This window comes from Streptoalloteichus tenebrarius (genome assembly GCF_024171885.1).
GTDB lineage: Bacteria > Actinomycetota > Actinomycetes > Mycobacteriales > Pseudonocardiaceae > Streptoalloteichus > Streptoalloteichus tenebrarius.
Map to the genome: position 1 here is coordinate 58,557 of NZ_JAMTCP010000029.1, position 21,444 is coordinate 80,000.

17 protein-coding genes and 1 tRNA gene are annotated in these 21,444 nt (G+C 72.8%); 11 read left to right on the forward strand and 7 right to left on the reverse strand.

Features of this window, described 5'->3' with window-relative positions; translation table 11 throughout:
- Positions 1-80 precede the first annotated feature (80 nt).
- Entirely contained in the window at positions 81-728 is a 648-nt protein-coding gene (locus LX15_RS21805; protein WP_253671483.1) for a TetR/AcrR family transcriptional regulator C-terminal domain-containing protein, read from the forward strand.
- Between the two features lie 196 nt (positions 729-924).
- On the opposite strand, the gene LX15_RS21810 is transcribed toward LX15_RS21805, so the two are convergent.
- The 4 genes from LX15_RS21810 to LX15_RS21825 form a co-directional block, all read right to left on the reverse strand.
- A complete protein-coding gene (locus LX15_RS21810) occupies positions 925-2,316 on the reverse strand; it encodes a DUF6114 domain-containing protein (RefSeq protein WP_253671484.1) in 1,392 nt (463 codons plus the stop codon).
- Complete coding sequence (locus LX15_RS21815) at positions 2,316-2,924, reverse strand: DUF6230 family protein (protein ID WP_253671485.1); 609 nt, start codon at positions 2,922-2,924, stop codon at positions 2,316-2,318. The genes LX15_RS21810 and LX15_RS21815 overlap by 1 nt, the downstream gene beginning before the upstream one ends.
- 189 nt (positions 2,925-3,113) lie before the next feature.
- Complete coding sequence (locus tag LX15_RS21820; protein ID WP_253671504.1) at positions 3,114-3,503, reverse strand: MerR family transcriptional regulator; 390 nt, start codon at positions 3,501-3,503, stop codon at positions 3,114-3,116.
- A 692-nt stretch (positions 3,504-4,195) separates the two neighbouring features.
- Positions 4,196-4,271: transfer RNA gene (locus LX15_RS21825), tRNA-Thr, on the reverse strand.
- A gap of 167 nt (positions 4,272-4,438) precedes the next feature.
- On the opposite strand from LX15_RS21825, the gene LX15_RS21830 reads away from it, so the two are divergent.
- The 3 genes from LX15_RS21830 (at position 4,439) to otsB (ending at position 10,251) form a co-directional block, all read left to right on the forward strand.
- A complete protein-coding gene (locus tag LX15_RS21830) occupies positions 4,439-5,914 on the forward strand; it encodes a threonine/serine exporter family protein (protein WP_372502772.1) in 1,476 nt (491 codons plus the stop codon).
- Positions 5,915-6,217: 303 nt separating this feature from the next.
- A complete protein-coding gene (locus LX15_RS21835) occupies positions 6,218-7,660 on the forward strand; it encodes an alpha,alpha-trehalose-phosphate synthase (UDP-forming) (protein WP_253671486.1) in 1,443 nt (480 codons plus the stop codon).
- Between the two features lie 41 nt (positions 7,661-7,701).
- Complete coding sequence (gene otsB, locus LX15_RS21840; protein ID WP_253671487.1) at positions 7,702-10,251, forward strand: trehalose-phosphatase; 2,550 nt, start codon at positions 7,702-7,704, stop codon at positions 10,249-10,251.
- 132 nt (positions 10,252-10,383) lie between these two features.
- Here the strand turns inward: otsB and LX15_RS21845 are convergent, their stop codons facing one another.
- The 3 genes from LX15_RS21845 to LX15_RS21855 all read right to left on the reverse strand — a co-directional run bounded on the left by LX15_RS21845 (position 10,384) and on the right by LX15_RS21855 (position 13,556).
- Positions 10,384-10,944, reverse strand: a complete 561-nt coding sequence (locus LX15_RS21845; RefSeq protein WP_253671488.1) for a hypothetical protein — start codon at positions 10,942-10,944, stop codon at positions 10,384-10,386.
- 242 nt (positions 10,945-11,186) lie between these two features.
- Complete coding sequence (locus LX15_RS21850; RefSeq protein ID WP_253671489.1) at positions 11,187-12,287, reverse strand: LacI family DNA-binding transcriptional regulator; 1,101 nt, start codon at positions 12,285-12,287, stop codon at positions 11,187-11,189.
- A 243-nt stretch (positions 12,288-12,530) separates the two neighbouring features.
- Positions 12,531-13,556, reverse strand: a complete 1,026-nt coding sequence (locus LX15_RS21855; RefSeq protein WP_253671490.1) for a LacI family DNA-binding transcriptional regulator — start codon at positions 13,554-13,556, stop codon at positions 12,531-12,533.
- Positions 13,557-13,818: 262 nt separating this feature from the next.
- Between LX15_RS21855 and LX15_RS21860 the strand changes: the two genes are divergently transcribed.
- From LX15_RS21860 to LX15_RS21890, 7 genes are all read left to right on the forward strand, one after another.
- Positions 13,819-15,078 (forward strand): extracellular solute-binding protein, encoded by a 1,260-nt coding sequence (locus tag LX15_RS21860; RefSeq protein WP_253671491.1) that lies wholly within the window; start codon positions 13,819-13,821, stop codon positions 15,076-15,078.
- A 56-nt stretch (positions 15,079-15,134) separates the two neighbouring features.
- Entirely contained in the window at positions 15,135-16,052 is a 918-nt protein-coding gene (locus LX15_RS21865; RefSeq protein ID WP_253671492.1) for a carbohydrate ABC transporter permease, read from the forward strand.
- 2 nt (positions 16,053-16,054) lie between these two features.
- Positions 16,055-16,966 (forward strand): sugar ABC transporter permease, encoded by a 912-nt coding sequence (locus LX15_RS21870; RefSeq protein ID WP_253671493.1) that lies wholly within the window; start codon positions 16,055-16,057, stop codon positions 16,964-16,966.
- Between the two features lie 137 nt (positions 16,967-17,103).
- Positions 17,104-18,204 (forward strand): ABC transporter ATP-binding protein, encoded by a 1,101-nt coding sequence (locus LX15_RS21875; RefSeq protein WP_253671494.1) that lies wholly within the window; start codon positions 17,104-17,106, stop codon positions 18,202-18,204.
- A 166-nt stretch (positions 18,205-18,370) separates the two neighbouring features.
- Entirely contained in the window at positions 18,371-19,411 is a 1,041-nt protein-coding gene (locus tag LX15_RS21880; RefSeq protein WP_253671495.1) for a metal ABC transporter solute-binding protein, Zn/Mn family, read from the forward strand.
- Positions 19,408-20,256: a metal ABC transporter ATP-binding protein gene (locus LX15_RS21885; RefSeq protein ID WP_253671496.1), complete on the forward strand. Its 849-nt coding sequence runs from the start codon at positions 19,408-19,410 to the stop codon at positions 20,254-20,256. Before LX15_RS21880 ends, LX15_RS21885 begins: the two co-directional genes overlap by 4 nt.
- The gene (locus LX15_RS21890) at positions 20,253-21,098 is read left to right on the forward strand and encodes a metal ABC transporter permease (protein ID WP_253671497.1); all 846 of its coding nucleotides are present in this window, start codon (positions 20,253-20,255) and stop codon (positions 21,096-21,098) included. Before LX15_RS21885 ends, LX15_RS21890 begins: the two co-directional genes overlap by 4 nt.
- Positions 21,099-21,444: the final 346 nt, after the last annotated feature.

The following is a 21,444-nucleotide window of genomic DNA, read 5'->3' on the forward strand; positions in this document are numbered from 1 at the left end:
ATTTAACGTCGTTAAGGTACCCCTGAACCCCGTTAAGCTGTCAAGGCCTCTTCTGACAGGGGGAGAACGGACGGACCGGGATGCGACTACGACGCGAGACGGTGGTGCGCGCCGCGCTCAAGCTCGTCAACGAGGTGGGGCTCGAAGGCCTGACCCTGCGCCTCATCGCCGACGAGCTGGGCGTGCGACCACCGGCGCTCTACTGGCACGTCCGGAACAAGCAGGAACTGCTGGACGAGATGGCCTCGCTCCTGCTCGCCGACGCGTTCACCTGCATCCAGCCGCCCCGCCCCGGCCAGACCTGGCGGGACTGGCTGGGCGAGTTCGCCAGGGACCTGCGGCGGGTCCTGCTGTCCCACCGCGACGGGGCGCGGATGTGCGCGGGCACCTACCTCCGCGAGCGCAGCCTGTTCGACGCCACCGAACTGATGCTGCGCGTCCTCATCGACGCCGGCTTCCCCCTCGACGAGGCCACGCGCGGCGTGGCCACGCTCTACGACTTCGTGCTCGGCTTCACCATCGAGGAGCAGGCCGTGACACCGGCTCCCGGCGAGCACAACGAGCGGTACGCCCCCGAGTACCTGCGTGCGCAGTTCGACCCCGAGCGACACCCGCTGCTGATCGCCGCCGTGGAGGACGCCTTCGGCGTCGAGCACACCGAAGCCCGCTTCGAGCACGGGCTGCGCATCGTCCTCAACGGGCTGTGTCGGGAGTTGGAGGGGCGGTAGTCGCTTCGCCGGGCTGGAACGGCGGGATGCGCCGTCCGCCCGCCAGACGACGGCCAGCGGGGCGAACGGGTTCGGAGCGGGGACTCGGAGCGGGGACTCGGAACGCGGGCGCGGAACGTGGTCCGGCCAGGGGTGCGCGCGGCGCGGAACGTGATCCGGCCAGGGGTGCGCGGCACGGAACGTGGTCCGGCCAGCGCTACGACACGGCGATCCTGGCCCCGGGGATGTGCAGGTTCCCGCCAGAGAGCAACGCGTTCAGCGCCGTGACGTCGGTGAACGTCATGTCGAGCGGCAGCACCCCGAGGAGCTGCGTCGCGCCGGGGTTCTCGCCGCTGACGTCCATCGGCGTCGGGCCGATCACCGGCAGGTGCGCGGTGCCCACCAGGCGCTCGGTGTAGAGCGTGATGGGGCCGGGCCGGATCGTGGACACGCTGTTCGGCGCCCCGGTCACGGCCAGCCGCCTGCCGCCGCCCAGGTCCCCGGTCTGCACCAGGTCGGTGATCTCGATCCCGCTGGTCGTGAACTTCATGACCTTGGTGTTGGTCCCGTTGACCGGCACCTCCGTCACGCCCTCGTAGTGCAGCGAACGCAACACCAACTTGGTCGCCCGCAGCGTCCAGGCCCGCCCCCTCGGCTCCAGTGGGGGCTGCTGGGCCGGCGGCTGGCCACTGGTCGTCGGCCCGCTCGCCGGCGTCGTCCCGCTCGTCGGCGTCGTCCCGCTCGTCGGGGTCGTCGCGGCGCCACTGGATGCCGTCGCGCCTCCGGTCGCCGTGGGCGCGGCGGAAGGTGACCCCGGGACGGGGTTTCCGCCCGGTGTCGGCGTGCTGACCGGCGGGGTGGAGGGGGCAGGAGCGGGAGTCGGCGTGGCGCCGCGCGACTTGGTCGGCCACGGCAGGAAGGGAAGCGTCGCCGCGGTCGCCGGAGCGGCCTGAGTGCCCACGGTGAGCAGCACGGCGGTGGCGACGGTCAACGCGCCGACCACCAGGAGCGCGGGCGGCACGCCCTGCTCCCGCCGCGCGTGCCGGGGGTGGGGAGAGGGCCGTCGGGGCGCGGAGACCGTCTCCTCCGCCGCCTCCACCACGGTCGCCGCGATCACGCTCTCCCCCGCGGGCGCGTTTCCCGCCACCAGCGTGGCCGGTGTGATCTCCGCCGTGATCGGCTTCGGCTCCGTGTCGAGCTGGTGGCGGGGACGACGCGCCGCGCCCGGCGTGTCGGTCCACGCCATCGCGAGCGCGGAGCCCAGGACGCCGAGCAGGGTGCCCACGAGGAACCCGCCGAGGTTCGCCGTGACCAGCGCGACGAGCGAGAGCAGCATCGTGCCCACGCCCGCCACGAGCCGGTACTGCGGGCGCGCCCACAGGGAGCCGGCCGCCAGCAGCAACAACACCCCGATCAGCAGCGAGGAGACGCCCCCGATGGTGCTGATCGAGATCATCATGTCGCCGAGCCGGAACGTGGCGTAGGGCGGGACCAGCACCACGACGCCGGCGAGGGCCACGAGCAGGCCGGCCCAGAACGGCCGGCCGCGCCGCCACCGGCGGAAGGCGGCCCTGCCGGCCGCCCACCGCCCCCGGTCCCGCCCCGCCATCAGAAGCACTCGTTGCGGCCGGAGAACACGTCCAGCTTCATCCCCTTGAAGCGCAGTGTGGAGGCCGTCGTGCTCCACGCCGTCTGCCGCAGCGCCCCGAGCTGCACGGTGTCGGCCTGGATGCCCAGCGTGCCGGCCGCCCCGGTCGCGCCCTGCGGGCCCTTGCCGAGCTGCGCGGCGTCCACGCCGATCTCGGCGTTGCCCAGGGTGAGGTCGGCGTCGAGTTGCTCCATGTTGATCACGAGATTCTCGGCGGACATCCCACCCTTGCCACCCGCAGTGATCTTGACCGTGATGTCGCCGACCCCCGGCAGGCCCGGCACGACCATGGACTGGCAGAAGTTGTCGAGGGTCGCCGTGCGCATGCCGTTGACCGCGACCGGGTGCGCCTTGTCGCTGCTGCGGTCCACGCTGCCGTACTGGACGAACCCGGTGCCCGTCAGCCCGTCGGCCGAGGCCTTGAAGCTGGTGCCGGCGACGGTGAACGAGGCGGCGAGCGCGCCGCTGGACATGCCGAACATCAGCACGCCCACGCCGACGCCGCCCGCGGCCACCACCATCGCGAACCGGCCCCAGCGCGTCCTGCCCCTGGCGCCCGACTCCACCATGCCGTCCTCCTTGCCTCCGCTGTTGGTCGATCCGCGGCGGCGTGGCCCGTCGCACGCCCCTTCAGGGGGACGGCGACCGCCGTTCGGGGTGACGAGCTTCACCCAATGAGGGCAGGGTCACAACATTACGGCGAGGTTTCGTTCCGTTTTCACCCGTTCGGAGCAGCACCAAGGCGGCAAAGCGGACGACTAGCTGGCGGCGGGCCAGTCGGCCCCCCTGGGCCGCGCCTCCGGCGGAGCCGCGTCGATCACCTCGTCGAGCAGCCGCCGCGACCGGACGAGCTCCTCGATCTGCCGGTCCATCCGCTCCCGCTCGGCGCGCAGCTCCGCCACGAGGCCGCCGCACGGGACGAGGCGTTCACCGACGTCGCACACGCACGGCAGCACCCGGGCGATGGTGGAAGTGGACAACCCCGCCGCCAGCAGCGTGCGAATCCGCCGCACCGCGGCGACGTCGGCGTCGCTGTACCGCCGGTACCCACTGGGCGTGCGCTCAGGGCGCAGCAGGCCCTGCTCCTCGTAGTACCGCAGCAGGCGTTCGCTCACACCGGTCCGTCGGGCGAGTTCACCGATCCGCATCGTGTCCCCCATCGCAACACGCCAACCTTCACATGGATGACAGACTTCGGCGTCGTCCTGTGACCAAGCACATGGCCCCACAGCGATGACACCTCGGGAACGGTCGTGTGGGCGCGAGATCGGCCGTGGAGCACACACTGACGCTCGGGACGCAACGCCTCGGTGGAGAACCTCGTCGGCGTCGCGGACGTCCTGCCCAGCAACGCGGAACGGCTGGCGGACGCGGCCAACCGACCGCCGCGCGACGTGATCAACGCGACCAGCCGAACCCGCTCTGACCAGGAACGACCTCCCGGCCACCCAGGACACCCACCCCCGAGACAGCCCCCACCCGCCCTGGGGGGCGAGCCCCGCTCCAGCCTACCGAGCGGCGATCACGAACCCCAGCCGTCACGGCCAGCCTGGGGATAACTCCGGCGCCTGTGGACAACTGCCCCACCAAACGGATGAACCTGGCATGCCAGGCGCCGACTTCTGGTAGAACCCGCCTCCACCGTGCGATCCCACTCGGACATGGCACGAACAGGATCTCGAAAGCACCACACCGAGCGGGCCGCGCCCACCCGGCGGAACGGGATGCCGCCGCTCCCCCGCCCGGCCGGGCGCGACACCCCGGCGCGGGCGCTCCCCGCGCCGCCGCGGCGGGGGCCGGTCGAACACCGGTCCCCGCCCGTCCTCGCTGGTCAGTACCGTGGAGCCGGCGACGGGACTCGAACCCGTAACCGCCCGCTTACAAGGCGGGTGCTCTGCCAATTGAGCTACGCCGGCCGGACGCGCGCGGCGTCTCGCCGCGCACATCGTAAGCGTCGCGCACGCCCGCCGACGCCCCTCACACATCGGAACCGATTCGACTACTTCGCGTACTGGGTTCGTCCGAATGAGCGACGTGGCGCAGGCCACTGCCCGGTGCTGCAACAGCGGAACCAGGCCGGCCGATGCCTCCCGGGACGCAAACCCGCTTCGACCTGGGAGGTGACCGCGTGCGGCTGGCACAGCGGGCCCGCAACGCCCTGTGGTGGCGGACCGCCTCGCACCACGCGAGGGTCGCCGCCGCCCCGACCGGACAGGCCGTCTACGGACCCCGACTGCCCGACGACACCACCGTGCACTCCGTCCTCGACCTGGCCCTGCGCATCGGCGAGGTCCAGCTCGCCAGCGGGGCCGGCGCGGCCGACGTGACCGCCACGATGTTGGCCGTCACCAACGCCTACGGGCTGCCGCGCTGCGAGGTGGACGTGATCTTCACCTCGATCACGGTCTGCTGCCACCGGGGCACCGAGGCCGCCCCGGTCACCAGCGTGCGGGTCGTGCGGTCGCGCAGCCACGACTACACCCGGCTGGCGAGCGTCGAGCACCTGGTCCGCGAGATCACGGCCGGCCGGACCAGCACCGCCGACGCCCACGCCGAACTCGACCGCATCACCACCGCGCCGCACCCGTACCCGAGGTGGGTCGCGACGACGGCGTGGGCCGGGATGGCGGCCGCCGTGGCGGCGCTGCTCGGCGGCGGACTCGTCCTCGCCCTCATCGCCGCCGCGGTCACCGCCGTCATCGACCGCGTCGGTCGGGTCCTCAACCGCAGGGCCCTGCCCTTCTTCTTCCAGCAGGCGGTCGGCGGCGCGCTCGCGACCGGCATCGCGCTCGGCCTGCACGCCACGGGGCTGCTGCCCGCCCACGTCCGGCCGTCGCTGGTCGTCGCGGCCGGCATCGTCGTGCTGCTGTCCGGCCTCTCGCTGGTCGGCGCCGTCCAGGACGCGATCACCGGCTTCAACGTCACCGCCGCCGGCCGCGCCATGGAGCTGACGCTGATGTCCACCGGGCTGGTCGCCGGCGTGGTGCTGGCGCTGCGCGCCGGGGTGGCGCTCGGCGCGTGGGTGTCGATCACCGACCCGCTGCCGCCCATGCCGGCGGACCTGCCGCTGATGGTGGCGGCGGGCGCGGCGACGTCGGCGTGCTTCGCGCTCGCCAGCTACGCCACCCCGAGGGCCCTGCTCGTCGCGGGCGCCGCCGGCGCGGCCGGCCTGGCCAGCTACGGCGCGTTGTCCCTCGTCGGCGCGGACGTGGTGATCGCCTCGGCCGGCGCGGCCACGCTGGTCGGCTTCGCCGGCGGTCTGGTCTCCCGCCGGCTGCGGGTGCCGCCGCTGGTGGTCGCGGTCTCCGGCATCACGCCGCTGCTGCCCGGTCTGACCACCTACCGGGGGCTGTCCCAGCTCGTCGTGGGCAACGACGTCGGCGGCGGCCTGTCCACGCTGCTGGTCGCGCTGGGCATCGCGCTCGCCCTGGCCGCGGGCGTGGTGCTCGGGGAGTACCTGGCCCAGCCGGTGCGCACCAGGCTGGGCCGGCTCGAACGCCGGCTCGCGGGTCCGCGGTTGTCCGGTCCGCTACGCCCGGCGAGGCGTCCCCTGGAGTGACGGCGGGTCCCGGCCGTTCGGCACAGCGGGTGGGCGGGAGCGCGGCCGTTCGGGTGTGATCGGTCCGACGCCAACACGCGACCGGGGGGCAACCCGGATAACCTCTGTGCCGGGTCCCGCGGATCTTGCGACGACGCGGTCCGCACGGCACGTCCCGGTGATCGGCCGGGTGTGCCCTGGGCTGGCGCGGCCGACGGACGCGCCACGACCGGCGACGCGCGCGGCGGGCGATCGCGCCCGGTGGGGCCCAGGACGAGCAGCGCTGCCGCCGCACCCGACCGCGTTCCCGAGGAGGCGCACTACGTGACCAACGGTGAAGGGGTACAACGCGCGGACTTCGTCGTCGTGGCCAACCGCCTTCCCGTCGACCTCGAACGCCTGGATGACGGCACCGAGCGCTGGCGACGCAGTCCCGGCGGTCTGGTCAGCGCGCTCGAACCGTTCCTCAGGGCGCGCAGCGGGGCCTGGGTGGGCTGGCCGGGCGTCGCCGACGCCGACGTGTCGCCGTTCACCGAGGAGGGCCTGCGGCTGCACCCGGTGCGGTTGAGCGCGGACGAGGTGCGGGACTACTACGAGGGCTTCTCCAACGGCACCCTGTGGCCGCTCTACCACGACGTGGTGGTGCCCCCGGCGTTCCACCGGAGCTGGTGGAACGCCTACGTGCGGGTCAACCGGCGGTTCGCCGAGGCCGCCGCCGAGGTGGCCGCGCCCGGCGCGACCGTCTGGGTGCAGGACTACCAGCTCCAGCTCGTGCCGGCGATGTTGCGCGAGCAGCGGCCGGACCTGCGGATCGGCTTCTTCCTGCACATCCCGTTTCCCCCGATCGAGTTGTTCATGCAGCTCCCGTGGCGCACCGAGATCATCCGGGGGCTGCTCGGCGCCGACCTGGTCGGGTTCCACCGACCGGGCGGGGCGCAGAACTTCCTGTGGCTGTCCCGGCGGCTGGCGGGCCTGGAGCCCAGCCGCGCCGCGGTCGGCGTGCGCACGAAACCCGGCGTGGTCCCGTTCGGCGACCGGGTGGTGCGGGTGGGCGCGTTCCCGATCTCGATCGACTCGGCCGGGCTGGACGCCCTCGCCCGGCGCAGGGACATCCAGCAGCGGGCCAGGGAGATCCGGGCCGAGCTGGGCAACCCGAAGAAGATCCTGCTCGGTGTGGACCGGCTGGACTACACCAAGGGCATCGACGTCCGGCTGTTCGCCCTCCGCGAGCTGTTGGAGGACGGGCGGATCGACCCGGACGACGTCGTGATGGTGCAACTCGCCACGCCCAGCCGGGAGCGGGTGGAGCACTACCGGCAGATGCGGGAGGACATCGAGCGCGAGGTCGGCCGGATCAACGGCGAGTTCAGCCGGGTCGGTCGGCCGCCGGTGCACTACCTGCACACGTCGGTCAACCGCGAGGAGCTGGTCGCGTTCTACACGGCCGCCGACGTGATGGTCGTGACCCCGGTCCGGGATGGTATGAACCTGGTCTGCAAGGAGTACGTCGCCTGCCGGTACGACCTCGGCGGCGCGCTCGTGCTCAGCGAGTTCGCCGGCGCGGCCGCCGAACTGACCAGCGCTTTCCTGGTGAACCCGCACGACCTGGACGGGGTCAAGAACGCGCTGCACGCCGCCCTCACCGTCGACCCGGCCGAGGGTCGCCGTAGGATGCGCGCGCTGCGCCGCCAGGTCCTGACCCACGACGTCGACCGCTGGGCACGGTCGTTCCTCGAAGCCCTGGGCTCGCAGCCGCACACTGAGTAGGTAACCGCCCACCACACCCCGACGCCGTGAGGAGAGAGGCGTTGACCGCCGAGGCCCTCCCCGCCGAGCTGCGCCGGGCGATCGTGCAACTGGCGCGAACGCCGCGGCTGCTCGTCGCCTGCGACTACGACGGAACGCTCGCGCCGATCGTGGAAGACCCGGAACGCGCCCGACCACTGCCCGAGTCAGTGAACGCGTTGCGTTCGCTGGCCGGGCTGCCGGCCACGACGGCCGCCGTGATCTCGGGGAGGGCGCTGCGCGACCTGGCGACCCTGTCCCGCCTGCCGGCGGAGGTCCACCTGGTCGGCAGTCACGGCTCGGAGTTCGACGTGGGCTTCGTGCACGCGCTCGACCCCGCCGCCAGGGACCTGCACCGCCGGCTGCACGCCGAGCTGGAACGGATCATCGCCGGCGCCGAGGGCGTGAGCCTGGAGGACAAGCCGGCGAGCCTGGCCGTGCACGTGCGCCGCGCCCCGGCCGACGTGGCCGAGCGGGTGCTCGACCAGGTCCGCCGCGGCCCGTGCGCCTGGGACGGCGTCCAGGTCACCGAGGGCAAGGCCGTCATCGAGCTGGCCGTGGTGCAGACCGACAAGGGCCACGCCCTCGACGTGCTGCGGCACCAGGTCGGCGCGACCGCCGCGATCTTCCTGGGCGACGACGTCACCGACGAGAAGGCGTTCGCCCGCCTGCACGGCCCCGACCTGGGGCTGAAGGTCGGGCCGGGCGAGACGCTGGCCGGCTACCGCATCGACGACACCGTGGACGTCGCCTGCGTGCTCGCCTTCCTCCTGGAGGAGCGCCGCACCTGGCTGTACGGCGAGCAGGCTCCGCCCATCGAGCGGCTGACCATGCTGGCCAACGAGCGGTCGGTCGCCCTGCTCACGCCGGACGCCAAGGTGACCTGGATGTGCCACCCCGAGCCGGACTCGGCCGCGGTGTTCGCCGACCTGCTCGGCGGCGCCGGCGCCGGCCACTTCTGGGTGAAGCCGGAGCGCAACGGCCTCCCGCTGGGCCAGCGGTACCTGCCGGGCACGATGACGGTGGAGACGCGCTGGTCGCGGCTGCTGGTCACCGACTACCTGGACCACTACGCCGCGCCGCACCGCACGGACCTGGTCCGGGTGATCTCGGGCAGCACCTCGGCGGTGGTCGAGTTCGCGCCCCGCCCCGAGTTCGGCCAGGTGCCGGTGCGGCTGCTCGCCGAGCCGGACGGCCTGCGCGTGGTGGGGACCTCGGAGCCGATGGTGCTGCGCGCGCCGGGGGTCGAATGGCAGATCACCTCCGATGGCATGCACGAGAGCGCCAGAGCCGTGGTCCGTCCCACGCCGGACACCCCCGTGGTGTTGGAACTGCGGTGCGGCAGCGACGACCTGGGCCCGTCGCACGTGGCGGAGCCCGAGCGTCGCCGGCGCAGCGGCGCCTACTGGTCGGACTGGCTGGCGGGGCTGCGCCTGCCCAACGTCGAGCGGGACCTGGTCGCCCGGTCCGCCCTGACCCTGCGCGGGCTGTGCCACGCCGACACCGGCGCGATCCTGGCCGCCGCCACCACCTCGCTGCCCGAGGAGATCGGCGGCGTCCGGAACTGGGACTACCGCTACTGCTGGCTGCGCGACGCCGCGCTCACCGCGCAGACCCTGGTGTCGCTGGGCTCGCTGGGTGAGGCCGAGGCGTTCCTGGACTGGGTGCACCGGGTGCTGGCCACCCTGCCCGGGCCGGAGCGGCTGCACCCGCTGTACACGATCCACGGCAACAACCTCGGCCCCGAGGCCGTGATCGACACCCTGCCCGGCTACGCCGGCTCCCGCCCGGTGCGCGTGGGCAACCTCGCCAACCAGCAGGTGCAGCTCGACGTGTTCGGCCCGGTGGTCGAGCTGGTCGTCCGCCTCACCGAGGCCAGGGGCAAGCTCACCGACGACGACTGGGGCCTGGTGCGGGCCATGGCCGAGGCGGTGGCCCGCCGCTGGCACGAGCCGGACCACGGCATCTGGGAGGAGCGGCACGCCCCCCGGCACCACGTCTACTCCAAGGTCATGTGCTGGGTGACCCTGGACCGCGCGGTGCGGCTGGGCGAGACCTACGGCCGTCCGGTGGACCCGAGCTGGCCGGAGCTGCGGGACGCGATCGCCGCCGACGTGCTGAAGAACGGCTGGAACGACGAGGTGCAGTCGTTCACCACCGCCTACGACGGCACCGACCTGGACGCGGCCTCCCTGCACGTGGGCCTGACCCGGCTGATCGACCCGACCGACGAGCGGTTCCAGGCGACCGTGACCGCGATCGAGGCCGAGCTGCGCAGCGGGTCGACCGTCTACCGCTACCGGCGGGACGACGGCCTGCCCGGCGACGAGGGCGGCTTCCACCTCTGCGCGGCGTGGATGATCGAGGCCTACCTCCTCACCGGGCGCCGGACCGAGGCCGAGGAGCTGTTCCAGCAGCTCGTCGACGCGGCCGGCCCCACAGGGCTGCTGCCCGAGGAGTACGACCCGATCGCCGAGCGGTCGCTGGGCAACCACCCGCAGGCCTACTCGCACCTGGGCCTGATCCGGTGCGCCCAGTTGCTGGAGGCCACCGCTCCGGAAGCCACCGCCTGATCGAGATCGATGGTCGAGGGGCTCGTCGCGCGCCGCGCGCGGCGGGCCCCTCGACCCGTTTCCCGGCCGGTCTCCCGCGTCCCCGCCGGGTGGTTTCCCCGCCGGCCCACGTCAGGGTTGGCGTCGCTGGCGTCACGGCGGCAGCGACGTCCCTGGCGCGTGCCGAGCCCGGCCAGGACGTCGTTCCCCGTCACGCGGTCCTGACGGGTCCTCGCCCGGGGCGGGCGGCAGCTCCCGTCCCGGCACGTCCGGGTCGCAGCCGAGCCGGGCCAGCCTGGACCGGATCGCGATCCGCGACCGTCCCATCCGCTCGGCGAGCCGACCGGTCACCTCGCTCGCCGGGGCGCCCGCCGGCTCGCCCAGCCACGCGGTCCGCAGCTCCTCGTCCATCTCCTCGCTCCACGGCCGGAACGCGTTGCCGGGCCGGGAAGCGCGGAAGCGCCCCCGGCCCGCGGTGGCGCCGTGGAGCTGGGCGAGGCCGACCAGCACGCGCTGGACGAGGTGACCGGCCGCCGCGAGCGCGCCGACCGGCAACAGCAGGTGTCCCTCGCCGGTCAGCTCGCCCTCGGTGTCCGCCGTGAACACCTCGATGTCCAGTCGGGGTTCGGCCGAGTCGCCGCGGCCGTGGACCCGCACGGTGCAGAGCCCGCCGTTGAAGTGGGTTTCCTCGGTGTACTCGATGTTCGTGACCATGGCCGCGACGGTAGGCCGGGCACCGGTCTCATCCCGTCAACCCGAGAAGTCCCCACGCGTGTCCAGCGGATCTGACACCACGCATGGCGTTTTCACACGCCACCAGTGACGTTTTCCGCATCTCCCGTGCGAAATCCCGGGTGATGGCCGGCCCGCGCGACGACGCCGAACACACCACGGGGGCGCGGCCTCCGTCCTCGGCGGAAACCGCGCCCCCGTGGGACGCCTGGCGGGAGGCCGGCTCAGGGGCCGTACCAGATCTGGGCCGCCGCGCGGGGCTGCCCCGAGGTCCGGCCGACGATCAGCTCGGTGTCGAGGGTGACCCTGCGGGGCCGGCCGTGCTCGGCGCTGTCCAGCAGCAGCCGCCCCGCGGCCCGCCCCTTCTCCAGTACGGGCTGGCGCACCGTGGTGAGGCCGGCGCGCTCGGCCTCGGGGATGCCGTCGAAACCGGTGACCGTGAGGTCCTGCGGGACGCGGAGGCCGCGGCGGCCGGCCTCCGTCATCGCGCCGAGGGCGAGGATGTCGGACGTGCAGATCAGCGCGGTGATCTCCGGGTCGCGGTCGAGGACCTGGGCCGCCGCGGACTCGCCGGAGGCGGTGGTGTGGTCGAACCGCTCCACCACGGGCACCGTCGCCCAGTCGACGCCCACGGTCGCGAACGCGTCGGCGAGGGCGGTCAGCCGGGTGCGCTGGACGTGGAAGTGCGCGTCGCGCTGGCGCTCCAGCGGCACGAAGTCGTCGTTGCGGTCCCGGCCCAGCCGCATGCAGACCACGCCGATCCTGCGGTGCCCCAGCTCGATGAGGTGCCGGGCGAGCGCGGTCGTGGCGGCGCGGTCGTCGATGCCGACGCTGTCGACGCTGTCGATCTCCGGCTGGTCGCAGACCACGGTCGGCACGGGCCGTTCCAGCACCGCGGCGAGGTGCGGGTCGTCGTCGGGCACCGAGTAGACGACGAAGCCGTCCACGCCGGCGCGGTGCACGGCGGCGACGTCCTCCCGCTCGGGGCTCGCCGGGACGAGCAGCAGTCCCTGGCCGGCGTCCTCGCAGGCCAGGGCCAGCCCCTCCAGGAAGCCGACGGCCGCGGGGTCGCGGAAGGCGTAGGAGAGGTTCTCGGTGAGCAGCAGCCCGACGGCGCCCGCCTTGCGGGTGCGCAACGAGCGCGCGACCGGGTCCGGCCCGGGATAGCCGAGCCGGCGTGCGGTTTCCAGCACCCGACGCCTCAGCTCAGGGGAGAGCTGGTCGGGGCGGTTGTACGCGTTGGACACCGTTGTCCGGGAGACGCCCAGCTCCGCGGCCAGCGAAGCCAGGGTGGCGGGGCGCCTCGCGTTCGTAGACCGCGCCATGGATGGACCGTAACGTTTCAGAACCAATACGTGAAGCCCAGGTGATTTTCGTCCCCCAGAACAGGTGTTCTCGCAGGTCAGAGCGACGCCCTCCCCGACGAGGTGGTCCAGTCCAATTTGCGCATCCGACTTGCGCACGGGCATCGCGCACGCGCGCTCACACCCGCGCGCGGAACGTGCGGGCGGGTGCGCGCGAGGCGATGAGGCGGGCGTGCCGGCGCGCCGGGCGTGTCGGCCGACCCCTCACGCCGGAGGGGCCGTCGACTCCCTGACGACGAGCCGGGGCCGGAAAACCCGGCTGTAACTGCCGCCCACCGTGCGCCGCCCGTCCGGGTCGAGTCGCTGCGACAACTCGTCCACGGCCGCCCTGGCCATCTCGTCAATGGGTTGCGCGAGGGTGGTCAGCGCCGGTGCGCAGTACGACGCCATCGGGATGTCGTCGAACCCGACCACCGACAGCTCGCGCGGCACCGAGATCCCCCTGCGGTGCGCCTCCCGCAGCACCCCCAGCGCCATGTGGTCGGAGGAGCAGATGACCGCCGTCGGGCGCGCGCCGGAGTCCAGCAGCCGGGCGACGGCCTCGGCCCCGCCCTCCGCGCCGAACGGCGCGTGCGCCACCCACGCGGGGTCGGCGCGCACCCCGGCCTCCTCCAGCGCCGCGGTCCACCCCGCGCGCTTGAGCCGCGACGGCAACGACCGCGCGGGGCCGGACACGAAGCCCACGCGGGTGTGGCCCAGCTCGATGAGGTGCCGGGTGGCGAGGTAGCCGGCGAGCTGCTCGTCCACGGCCACGTCCGGCACGTCCAGCGCCGGCGCTCCCCCGTTGACGAACACCATCTGCACACCGTCGGCGAGCAGCTTGGCGTAGTACCCGTGGACGTCCTCGCCCCCGGTGTTGGTGATCTCCGGGGACACGAAGACCATGCCCTCGACGCCCCTGGCGAGCAGCATGCGCACGTACTCCTCCTCGCGCATGCTCGCCGAGCGCGTGTTGCACAACAACGACGCGTACCCGAGCCGGGACGCCCTGGTCTCCAGGGCCTCGGCGAAGGCGGGGAAGACAGGGTTGGACAGCTCGGGCACCAGCAGCCCGACCACCCCGGTCCGTTGCAGGGCGCCGAGCCCGCGGGGGGTGTAGGGCATCTCGGCGAGCACGGCGAGGACCCGCTGTCGGGTCTCGTCGTTCACGCCGGCCCGTCGGTTGAGCACGCGGCTCACCGTCGACACGCTGACCCCGGCGGCCCTGGCGATCTCGGCCAGTCCGGCCACGCCGTTCCTCCTCCCCGAGGCGGGACTCCCCTCCTCGCCCCGACATCTTCCCGCGAAGCCTGCCAGCGCGCCGCAAGAGTTTGCAACGGCCGCTGGGCCGGGCGGTCGGCCGTCCGGGCGTCGAGCGGGGCGTTACGCCTTGGTTACCGCTTTGGGTCTTGACCGACCAGGACCGACGGGTATGAAATCCCGGCCAAGCTACTTTGCAAAACCTTGCAATACCGCCGGGCGTCGTGCCGCCCAGGAGGGAACGACTGCAACGATGCGACGGACAGCCCTCACCACCGCCGTAGCCGCCGGGATGGCCGGCGCCCTGATGCTCACCGCCTGCGGCGGCTCCTCCTCCGGCGGCGCCGACGCCGGCAAGGTCGTCTACTGGGACACCAGCGGCCCCAACGAGCACCCGGTGTTCAAGCGGCTCGCGGAGCAGTGCGCGGCCGGCGGCGGCTACCAGGTGGCCGTCGAGCAGGTCGCGTTCGACCAGGCCAGGAACAACTACAAGAACGCCGCGCAGGGCGGGCAGGGCCCCGACGTCTTCCGCGCCGAGGTCGCGTGGGTGGCGGAGCTGGCCAAGAACGGACTCATCGCCGACCTGTCGGGGACCGACCTGGCCAAGGACGCCGGCGACCACCTGGAGGTCGCGGCCGGCTCCGCGAAGTACGAGGGCAGGACGTACGCCGTTCCCCAGGTCTCCGACGCGCTCGCGTTGTTCTACAACAAGAAGAAGCTCGCCGACGCCGGCGTCGAACCGCCAAGGACCTGGGACGACGTCAAGGCGATCGCCCCGAGGCTGGGTGGCGCCAAGGCGTTGTTCCTCAACAACGACGGCTACTACGCGCTGCCGTTCATCTACGGCGAGGGCGGCGACCTGCTCGACACCCAGGCCAAGAAGATCACCGTCAACGGCGAGCAGGCCGTGCGCGGCCTGCGCACCGCCAAGGGCCTGCTCGACGCCGGCGCGGCGGGCACGGCGCTGGACCGCACCAACTCCTACGCCAACATGCAGGCCGCCTTCACCTCCGGCGAGACGGCCATGGTGATCAACGGCCCGTGGGCGGTCGCGGACTACCTCAAGGGTGACGCGTTCAAGGCCGATCCCGGCAACCTCGGCGTCGTCCCCGTCCCCGGCCCGACCGCCGGCAAGGGGAGCTCCCCGGTGGGCGGCCACGACTACGTGGTGCGGCAGGGCACCAAGGCCAAGGACTCGGCCGTGAAGTTCATCCAGTGCATGAGCAGCACCGAGTCGCAGGTGACCGTGGCCAAGGAACTCGGTCTGCTGCCGACCCGCAAGTCCGCCTACGACAACGCCGACGTCAAGGCGCAACCGGTGGTCGCGGCGTTCACGCCCGTGCTCCAGCAGGCACACGCCCGGCCGTGGATCCCCGAGGGCGGGCAGCTCTTCGACCCGCTGAACATCTCCTACGCCGACGTGCTCTCCGGCAAGAAGGACGCCAAGGCCGCCGCCGACGACGTCGCCAAGGCGTACAAGGACCAGGTCGTCCCCGGCTACGACCAGGGCTGACGAGCGGGCGGCGCGGGGCGGGCCGCCCCCGCCCCGCGCCGTGCGGGAGGAGCGGAATGCGAGCGTTCTTGGCGAGGCACTGGTACGCCTACGCGATGGTGCTGCCGGTCGTGGTCGTGGTCGGCGCGCTGGTGCTGCTGCCCCTGGCGCAGGGCCTCTACTTCACGTTCACCAACATCAACGAGGCGACCATCGCCAACCCGGTGCTGGACCGGCCGGCGAGCTACGAGTTCGTGGGCCTGGACAACTACGTCAACGTGCTGACCGGGGGCGAGTCCTACGGTGCGTTCTGGTCCACCCTGGGCCGCACGCTGATCTGGACCTTCGGCTGCGTGCTCGCCCACTACGCGATCGGGTTGGGCCTCGCGCTGCTGCTCAACCGGCGGATGCGGTTCCGGGGGCTCTACCGGGTGCTGCTCATCCTGCCGTGGGCGGTGCCGCCGTTCATCAGCGTGTTCGCGTGGCGGTACCTGTTCAACTCGCAGTTCGGGATCATCAACCAGGCGTTGGGCGCGCTGGGCCTGCCCACCCCGGTCTGGCTCGGGCAGTCCGACCTGGCGCTGTTCTCGGTGATGGTCATCAACACCTGGCTGGGCGTGCCGTTCATGATGGTGACCCTGCTGGGCGGCCTCCAGTCGATCCCGCGCGAGCTGTACGAGGCCGCCGAGATGGACGGCGCGAGCGCGTGGCAGCGGTTCAGGGACATCACGCTGCCCGGCCTGCGGTCGGTGTCCAGCACGGTGGTCCTGCTCGGCGTCATCTGGACGTTCAACCTGTTCCACGTCATCTTCCTGAGCACGGGCCAGAACCCGCACACCCGCATCCTCGTGACCTACTCGTTCGAGCGGTTCTTCTCCGGAGCGTCGCGGGACTACGCGGTCGCCTCGACCTACGGCGTCCTGATCCTGTCGCTGCTGCTCGTGTTCGTGACGATCTACCGCCGGGCCATGCGCCGGCAGGGAGAGGTGTGGTGACGATGAGCGTCGACGCCGCCGCGCTCCAGACGGCGCGCACGGGAGCCGGAGCCGCCGCCCCGACGGCCGCACGCCGGGGGCGGCGCTCCCGACTGGCCAGCGTCGGCCTGCACGCCGCGCTGGTCACCGCGTCCTTCGTCGCGGTGTTCCCGATCTTCTGGGTGCTGGTCACGTCGTTCAAGCCGGACGCCCGCGCCGTGAGCCCGACGCCGCGCCTGGTTGACGAGTCCAGTGTGGACAACTACGTCGACGTGCTCTCCGGCGCGAGGGGGGACTTCCTGGCCTGGTTCGGGAACTCGGTCACGATCGCCGGGCTGACCACGCTGCTCGGCGTCTTCGTCTCGTCGACGACCGCGTACGCCGTCAGCCGGTTCCGCTTCCCCGGCCGGCGCGGGCTGATGCTCACCTTCCTGGTGATGCAGATGTTCCCGTTCGCGGTGCTGATCGTGCCGCTCTACAACATCCTGCTGGCGCTGGGGCTCCAGGGGCGGTCACTGGGGCTGGTGCTGGTCTACTGCACGACCGCGGTGCCCTTCTGCACGTACATGCTCAAGGGCTACTTCGACACCGTGCCGACCGACATCGACGAGGCGGGCCGGGTCGACGGCCTGTCGCCGTTCGGCGTGTTCTGGCGGCTGGTGCTGCCGCTGGCCAGGCCGGGCCTGGCGGTGACCGCGTTCTACTCGTTCATCACGGCGTGGGGCGAGGTCGCGTTCGCCTCGGCGTTCCTGTCCGCCGCCGACGGATCCAAGACGCTCTCGGTCGGCCTCCAGGTGTTCATCCAGCAGAACCGCACGGAGTGGGGCCACCTCGCCGCGGCCTCGGTCCTGGTCGCGCTGCCGGCGGTCGCCGTGTTCTACCTGGTGCAGCGGTTCCTGGTCGGGGGACTGGCCGACGGCGCGGCCAAAGGCTGACCACGAACGGTCATCCCGCGTGTCCGGAAAGTGAGCATGGGGCGGCCCGACCAGCGAAAAAGGGCCGCGCGGGCTTACCTCCACCGCCCGCAACGGCTACCTTGTCTAGACCAGGATCACAGTGAAAGGGACGTCACATGGCCGAGGTCGCCTACGTCAACGCCTCCCGGGTGTTCCCCGGCACGCCACCGGTACGCGCGGTGGACAACCTGGAGCTGTCCGTCGCGGACGGTGAGTTCCTGGTCCTGGTGGGACCGTCCGGCTCCGGCAAGTCCACGGCGCTGCGGATGCTCGCCGGGCTGGAGGACGTCGACGAGGGCGCGATCACCATCGGCGGCAAGGACGTCACGAACACCCCGCCGAAGGGCAGGGACATCGCCATGGTGTTCCAGTCCTACGCGCTGTACCCGCACATGACGGTCGCCGAGAACATGGGCTTCGCGTTGAAGCTGCGGGGAGTCCCGAAGGCGCAGATCCGGGAGAAGGTGGCCGAGGCCGCCAGGATGCTCGACCTGACCAAGTACCTGGACCGCAAGCCGAAGGCGCTGTCCGGCGGCCAGCGGCAGCGGGTGGCCATGGGTCGGGCGATCGTGCGCGAGCCCAGCGTGTTCCTCATGGACGAGCCGCTGTCCAACCTGGACGCGAAGCTGCGGGTGGAGACGCGGGCCAACATCGCCGCGCTCCAGCAGCGCCTCGGGACGACCACGATCTACGTCACGCACGACCAGGTCGAGGCCATGACGATGGGCCACCGGGTGGCGGTGCTCAAGGACGGCGTGCTCCAGCAGTGCGCCTCGCCGCGCGAGCTGTACGACCGGCCGGCCAACGCGTTCGTGGCCTCGTTCATCGGCTCGCCGGCGATGAACCTCAAGACGGTGCCGCTGACCGCGGAGGGCGCGCGGCTGGACGGCCTGGTGGTGCCGCTGTCCCGGGCCGCGCTGGACGGTGCCGCCGCCGAGGGCCTGTCCGAGGTCACGTTCGGCGTGCGGCCGGAGTCGCTGCGGCTGGCCTCGGCCGACGAGGACGGCATGGAGATGACCGTCGAGCTGGTGGAGGAGCTGGGCGCGGACGCCTACGTCTACGGCAGCGTGCGGATCGGCGAGCACCCGGAGCGGTTCATCGTTCGGGTGGACGGCCGTACTCCCCCCGCGTTCGGCCAGCAGGTCAAGGTGACGCTGCGCGACGCCGACGAGGTGCACCTGTTCCACCCGGAGACCGGCCTCCGACTCAGCGCCTGACCCGGGCGCCCCGACGCGTTCGCCGAGTTCACGCGGCCCCCGTCCTGGTGACGGGGGCCGCTTGTCGTCCCAACCCGCTTCGCGGGGCGGCCCCGCCTTGCTAAGCTGAACTCGACAACGGTTTCCATTACGGGCTGAGGCCTGTCCCCCACAAGGAGTAATGCCGATGACTGTGCGCTTCCCGCGTCTCGGCGGCCTGGCGGCCGGCCTCGCCGCGACCGCGCTCGCGCTCTCCGCCTGTGGCGGCGCCGGCTCGGCGGCCTCCGACGGGGACAGGGTCAGGGTCGTGGCCTCCACCAACGTGTGGGGCAGCGTCGCGCAGGCCGTGGGCGGCGACGCCGTCGAGGTGAAGTCGATCGTCAGCGACCCGGCCACCGACCCGCACTCCTACGAGAGCACACCCGCCGACGCCGCCGAGATCAGCAAGGCGCGGCTCGTGGTGTTCAACGGCGGCGGCTACGACCGCTTCGTCGAGAAGATCCTCGCCTCGTCCGGAGGGGACCGGCGCACGGTCGAGGCCGTCAAGGCCGCCCAGCACGACCACGCCGACCACAAGGACCAGCCCAGCACCGCCCCCACCTCGGCCGCCCCCACCTCGGCCGCTGACGGGCACGGGCACGACGACCACGGCTCCGACAAGCCCGAGGCCAGCGCCTCGGGCGGTGGGCACCACCACGACCACGGGGCGAACGAGCACGTCTGGTACGACCTGCACGCCGTGAGCCACGTGGCCGACGAGGTGGCCAAGCAGCTCGGCGAGCTGAAGGCCGACAAGAAGGACCAGTTCACGCGCAACGCGCAGCAGTTCAAGGACCGGCTCTCCACGCTGGACGCCAGGGTGGACGGGATCGCGAAGGCCCACCAGGGGGTCAAGGTGCTGGCCACCGAGCCCATCGCCCACTACCTGCTGGAGCAGGCCAAGCTCACCGACGTCACGCCCAAGGCGTTCGTCGAGGCCGTCGAGGAGGAGAACGACCCGCCGGCCGTGGCCGTCGCCGAGGTCGAGCGGCTCCTGGCCAGCCGTGAGCCGAAGGTGCTCGTGCACAACCCGCAGACCGAGTCGCCGGTCACCCGCCAGGTGCGGGAGAAGGCGACCGCGGCCGGGCTCGGGGTGGTCGAGATGACCGAGACGCTGCCGCAGGGCAAGGATTACCTGTCGTGGATGGACGAGCAGGTGGGCAACCTCGAGGCGGCGTTGAAGCGATGAGCGAGGCCACGACCGTCGCGGAGGCGCGCGCCGGAGGGGCGGGGCCCAGCCCGCTCGTCCGGCTGCGCGCCGCCCGCCTCGCCTACGGCTCCCGCGTGCTGTGGGACGGGCTGGACCTCGACGTCGCGCCCGGCGAGTTCCTCGCCGTGCTCGGGCCGAACGGCTCCGGCAAGACCAGCCTGATGCGCGTGCTGCTCGGGCTGCGGCCGCTCACCTCCGGGACGGTCGAGATCGGCGGCGAGCCCGCGCACCGGGGCAGCCGGCGGATCGGCTACGTGCCGCAGCAACGCGCCGTCGACCCCACCCTCGCCGTCCGGGGGCGCGACCTGGTCGGGCTCGGCTGGGACGGCCACCACTGGGGACTCGGCCTGCGGGGCCGCCGGGAGCGGCGGCGCCGGGTCGACGCCGCGCTGGCGGCCGTGGGAGCCACCCGCTACGCGAACCAGCCCGTCGGGCTGCTCTCCGGCGGTGAGCAGCAGCGGCTCCGGGTGGCGCAGGCGCTGGTCGGCGACCCCGACGTGCTGCTGTGCGACGAGCCGCTGCTGTCCCTCGACCTCGCCCACCAGCGCGTGGTCAGCGAGCTGGTGGCCCGCAGGGCCAGGGAGCACGGCACCGCCGTGCTGTTCGTGACCCACGAGATCAACCCGGTGCTGCCGCTGGTCGACCGGGTGCTGTACCTGGTCAACGGGCGGTTCCGGATCGGCCCGCCGGACGAGGTGATGACCTCGGAGACGCTGACCGAGCTGTACGGCACGCCGGTCCAGGTGGTCAGGGTCGGCGACCGGATCATCGTGGCCGGCGCCGAGAACGGCGGCGGCCAGCACCACGTGCAGGAGACCCCGTGACCCGGTTCCTCGACCTGTCCGCCACGCTCGACCTGCTCGGCTACGACTTCGTCCAGCACGCCCTGCTCGCGGCGGCCGTGCTCGGGCTGGTGTCCGGCGCGCTGGCCCCGCTCGTCGTCGCGCGGCAGATGTCCTTCGCCGTCCACGGCACCGCCGAGCTGGCCTTCACCGGCGGCGCGGCCGCGTTGCTGCTCGGCTGGAGCGTGGGGGCCGGCGCGCTCGCCGGAGCCGTGGTCGCGGCGTTGCTGCTCGGCCTGCTCGGCCAGCGCGACGGCGAACGCGACTCGGTCATCGGCGTCGTCCTGTCGTTCGGGCTCGGCCTCGGCGTGCTGCTGCTGTGGCTCTACCCCGGCCGGGCGGCCAACAAGTTCAGCCTGCTCGTGGGCCAGATCGTCGGGGTCGACAGCACCGACCTGGCGTTGCTCGCCGGGGCCGCGCTCGTGGTGCTGGTGGTGCTGGCGGTGGTCTACCGCCCTCTGTTGTTCTCCAGCGTCGACCCGGCCGTCGCGGTGGCGCGCGGGGTCCCGGCGCGGGCGCTCTCCCCGCTGTTCGCGGTGCTCGTCGGCGTGGCCACGGCGCTGGGCGTGCAGACGGTGGGCGCGCTGCTGGTCCTGGCGCTGATGGTGACGCCGGGCGCGGCGGCCACGCGCGTGACGGCGAACCCGGTGTTGGCCACGGTGCTCGCCGTGGTGTTCGCGGAGGTAGCCGCGGTCGGCGGCATCCTGCTCTCGTTGGCGCCCGGGGTCCCGGTGAGCGGTTTCGTCACCGGCATCTCGTTCCTGATCTACCTGGCCTGTCGCGGCGTCGCCGCCACCCGCCGCCGCCGGGTGGCCGCGGCCTGACCCGGGTCCGCCGGCCCGCCGGCCCACCGATCCACCAGGTCACCGATCCACCAGGTCACCGATCCACCAGGTCACCGATCCACCAGGTCACCGATCCACCAGGTCACCGATCCACCGGGTCACCGGGCCGGCGCGGTCGGGCTCGCCGGGCGCTGACCGGGGCCCGGGTCGTCCCGGTCCTGGTCAGCGGACCGGGTTGGCCTGGAGGACCTGCCCGATCCGCTCGATCACCCTGTCCTCGGTCAGCGGGGACCGCCCGGCGACCAGGTTCCGCTCGACCATGGAGAAGACCACGACCTGGCGGTCGGCCAGCAGGGACGCGTGCGCGTCGATCTTCTGGGCGAAG

What these genes read in the sequence shown, in the direction of transcription:
- LX15_RS21810 (WP_253671484.1), bottom strand. Translation starts at nt 2,316, where the DNA reads ATGGCGGGGCGGGACCGGGGGCGGTGGGCGGCCGGCAGGGCCGCCTTC.
- LX15_RS21885 (WP_253671496.1), top strand. Translation starts at nt 19,408, where the DNA reads ATGAGCGAGGCCACGACCGTCGCGGAGGCGCGCGCCGGAGGGGCGGGG.
- LX15_RS21860 (WP_253671491.1), top strand. Translation starts at nt 13,819, where the DNA reads ATGCGACGGACAGCCCTCACCACCGCCGTAGCCGCCGGGATGGCCGGC.
- LX15_RS21850 (WP_253671489.1), bottom strand. Translation starts at nt 12,287, where the DNA reads ATGGCGCGGTCTACGAACGCGAGGCGCCCCGCCACCCTGGCTTCGCTG.
- LX15_RS21870 (WP_253671493.1), top strand. Translation starts at nt 16,055, where the DNA reads ATGAGCGTCGACGCCGCCGCGCTCCAGACGGCGCGCACGGGAGCCGGA.
- LX15_RS21830 (WP_372502772.1), top strand. Translation starts at nt 4,439, where the DNA reads ATGCCTCCCGGGACGCAAACCCGCTTCGACCTGGGAGGTGACCGCGTG.
- LX15_RS21865 (WP_253671492.1), top strand. Translation starts at nt 15,135, where the DNA reads ATGCGAGCGTTCTTGGCGAGGCACTGGTACGCCTACGCGATGGTGCTG.
- LX15_RS21805 (WP_253671483.1), top strand. Translation starts at nt 81, where the DNA reads ATGCGACTACGACGCGAGACGGTGGTGCGCGCCGCGCTCAAGCTCGTC.
- LX15_RS21820 (WP_253671504.1), bottom strand. Translation starts at nt 3,503, where the DNA reads ATGCGGATCGGTGAACTCGCCCGACGGACCGGTGTGAGCGAACGCCTG.
- LX15_RS21845 (WP_253671488.1), bottom strand. Translation starts at nt 10,944, where the DNA reads ATGGTCACGAACATCGAGTACACCGAGGAAACCCACTTCAACGGCGGG.
- LX15_RS21815 (WP_253671485.1), bottom strand. Translation starts at nt 2,924, where the DNA reads ATGGTGGAGTCGGGCGCCAGGGGCAGGACGCGCTGGGGCCGGTTCGCG.
- LX15_RS21875 (WP_253671494.1), top strand. Translation starts at nt 17,104, where the DNA reads ATGGCCGAGGTCGCCTACGTCAACGCCTCCCGGGTGTTCCCCGGCACG.
- LX15_RS21880 (WP_253671495.1), top strand. Translation starts at nt 18,371, where the DNA reads ATGACTGTGCGCTTCCCGCGTCTCGGCGGCCTGGCGGCCGGCCTCGCC.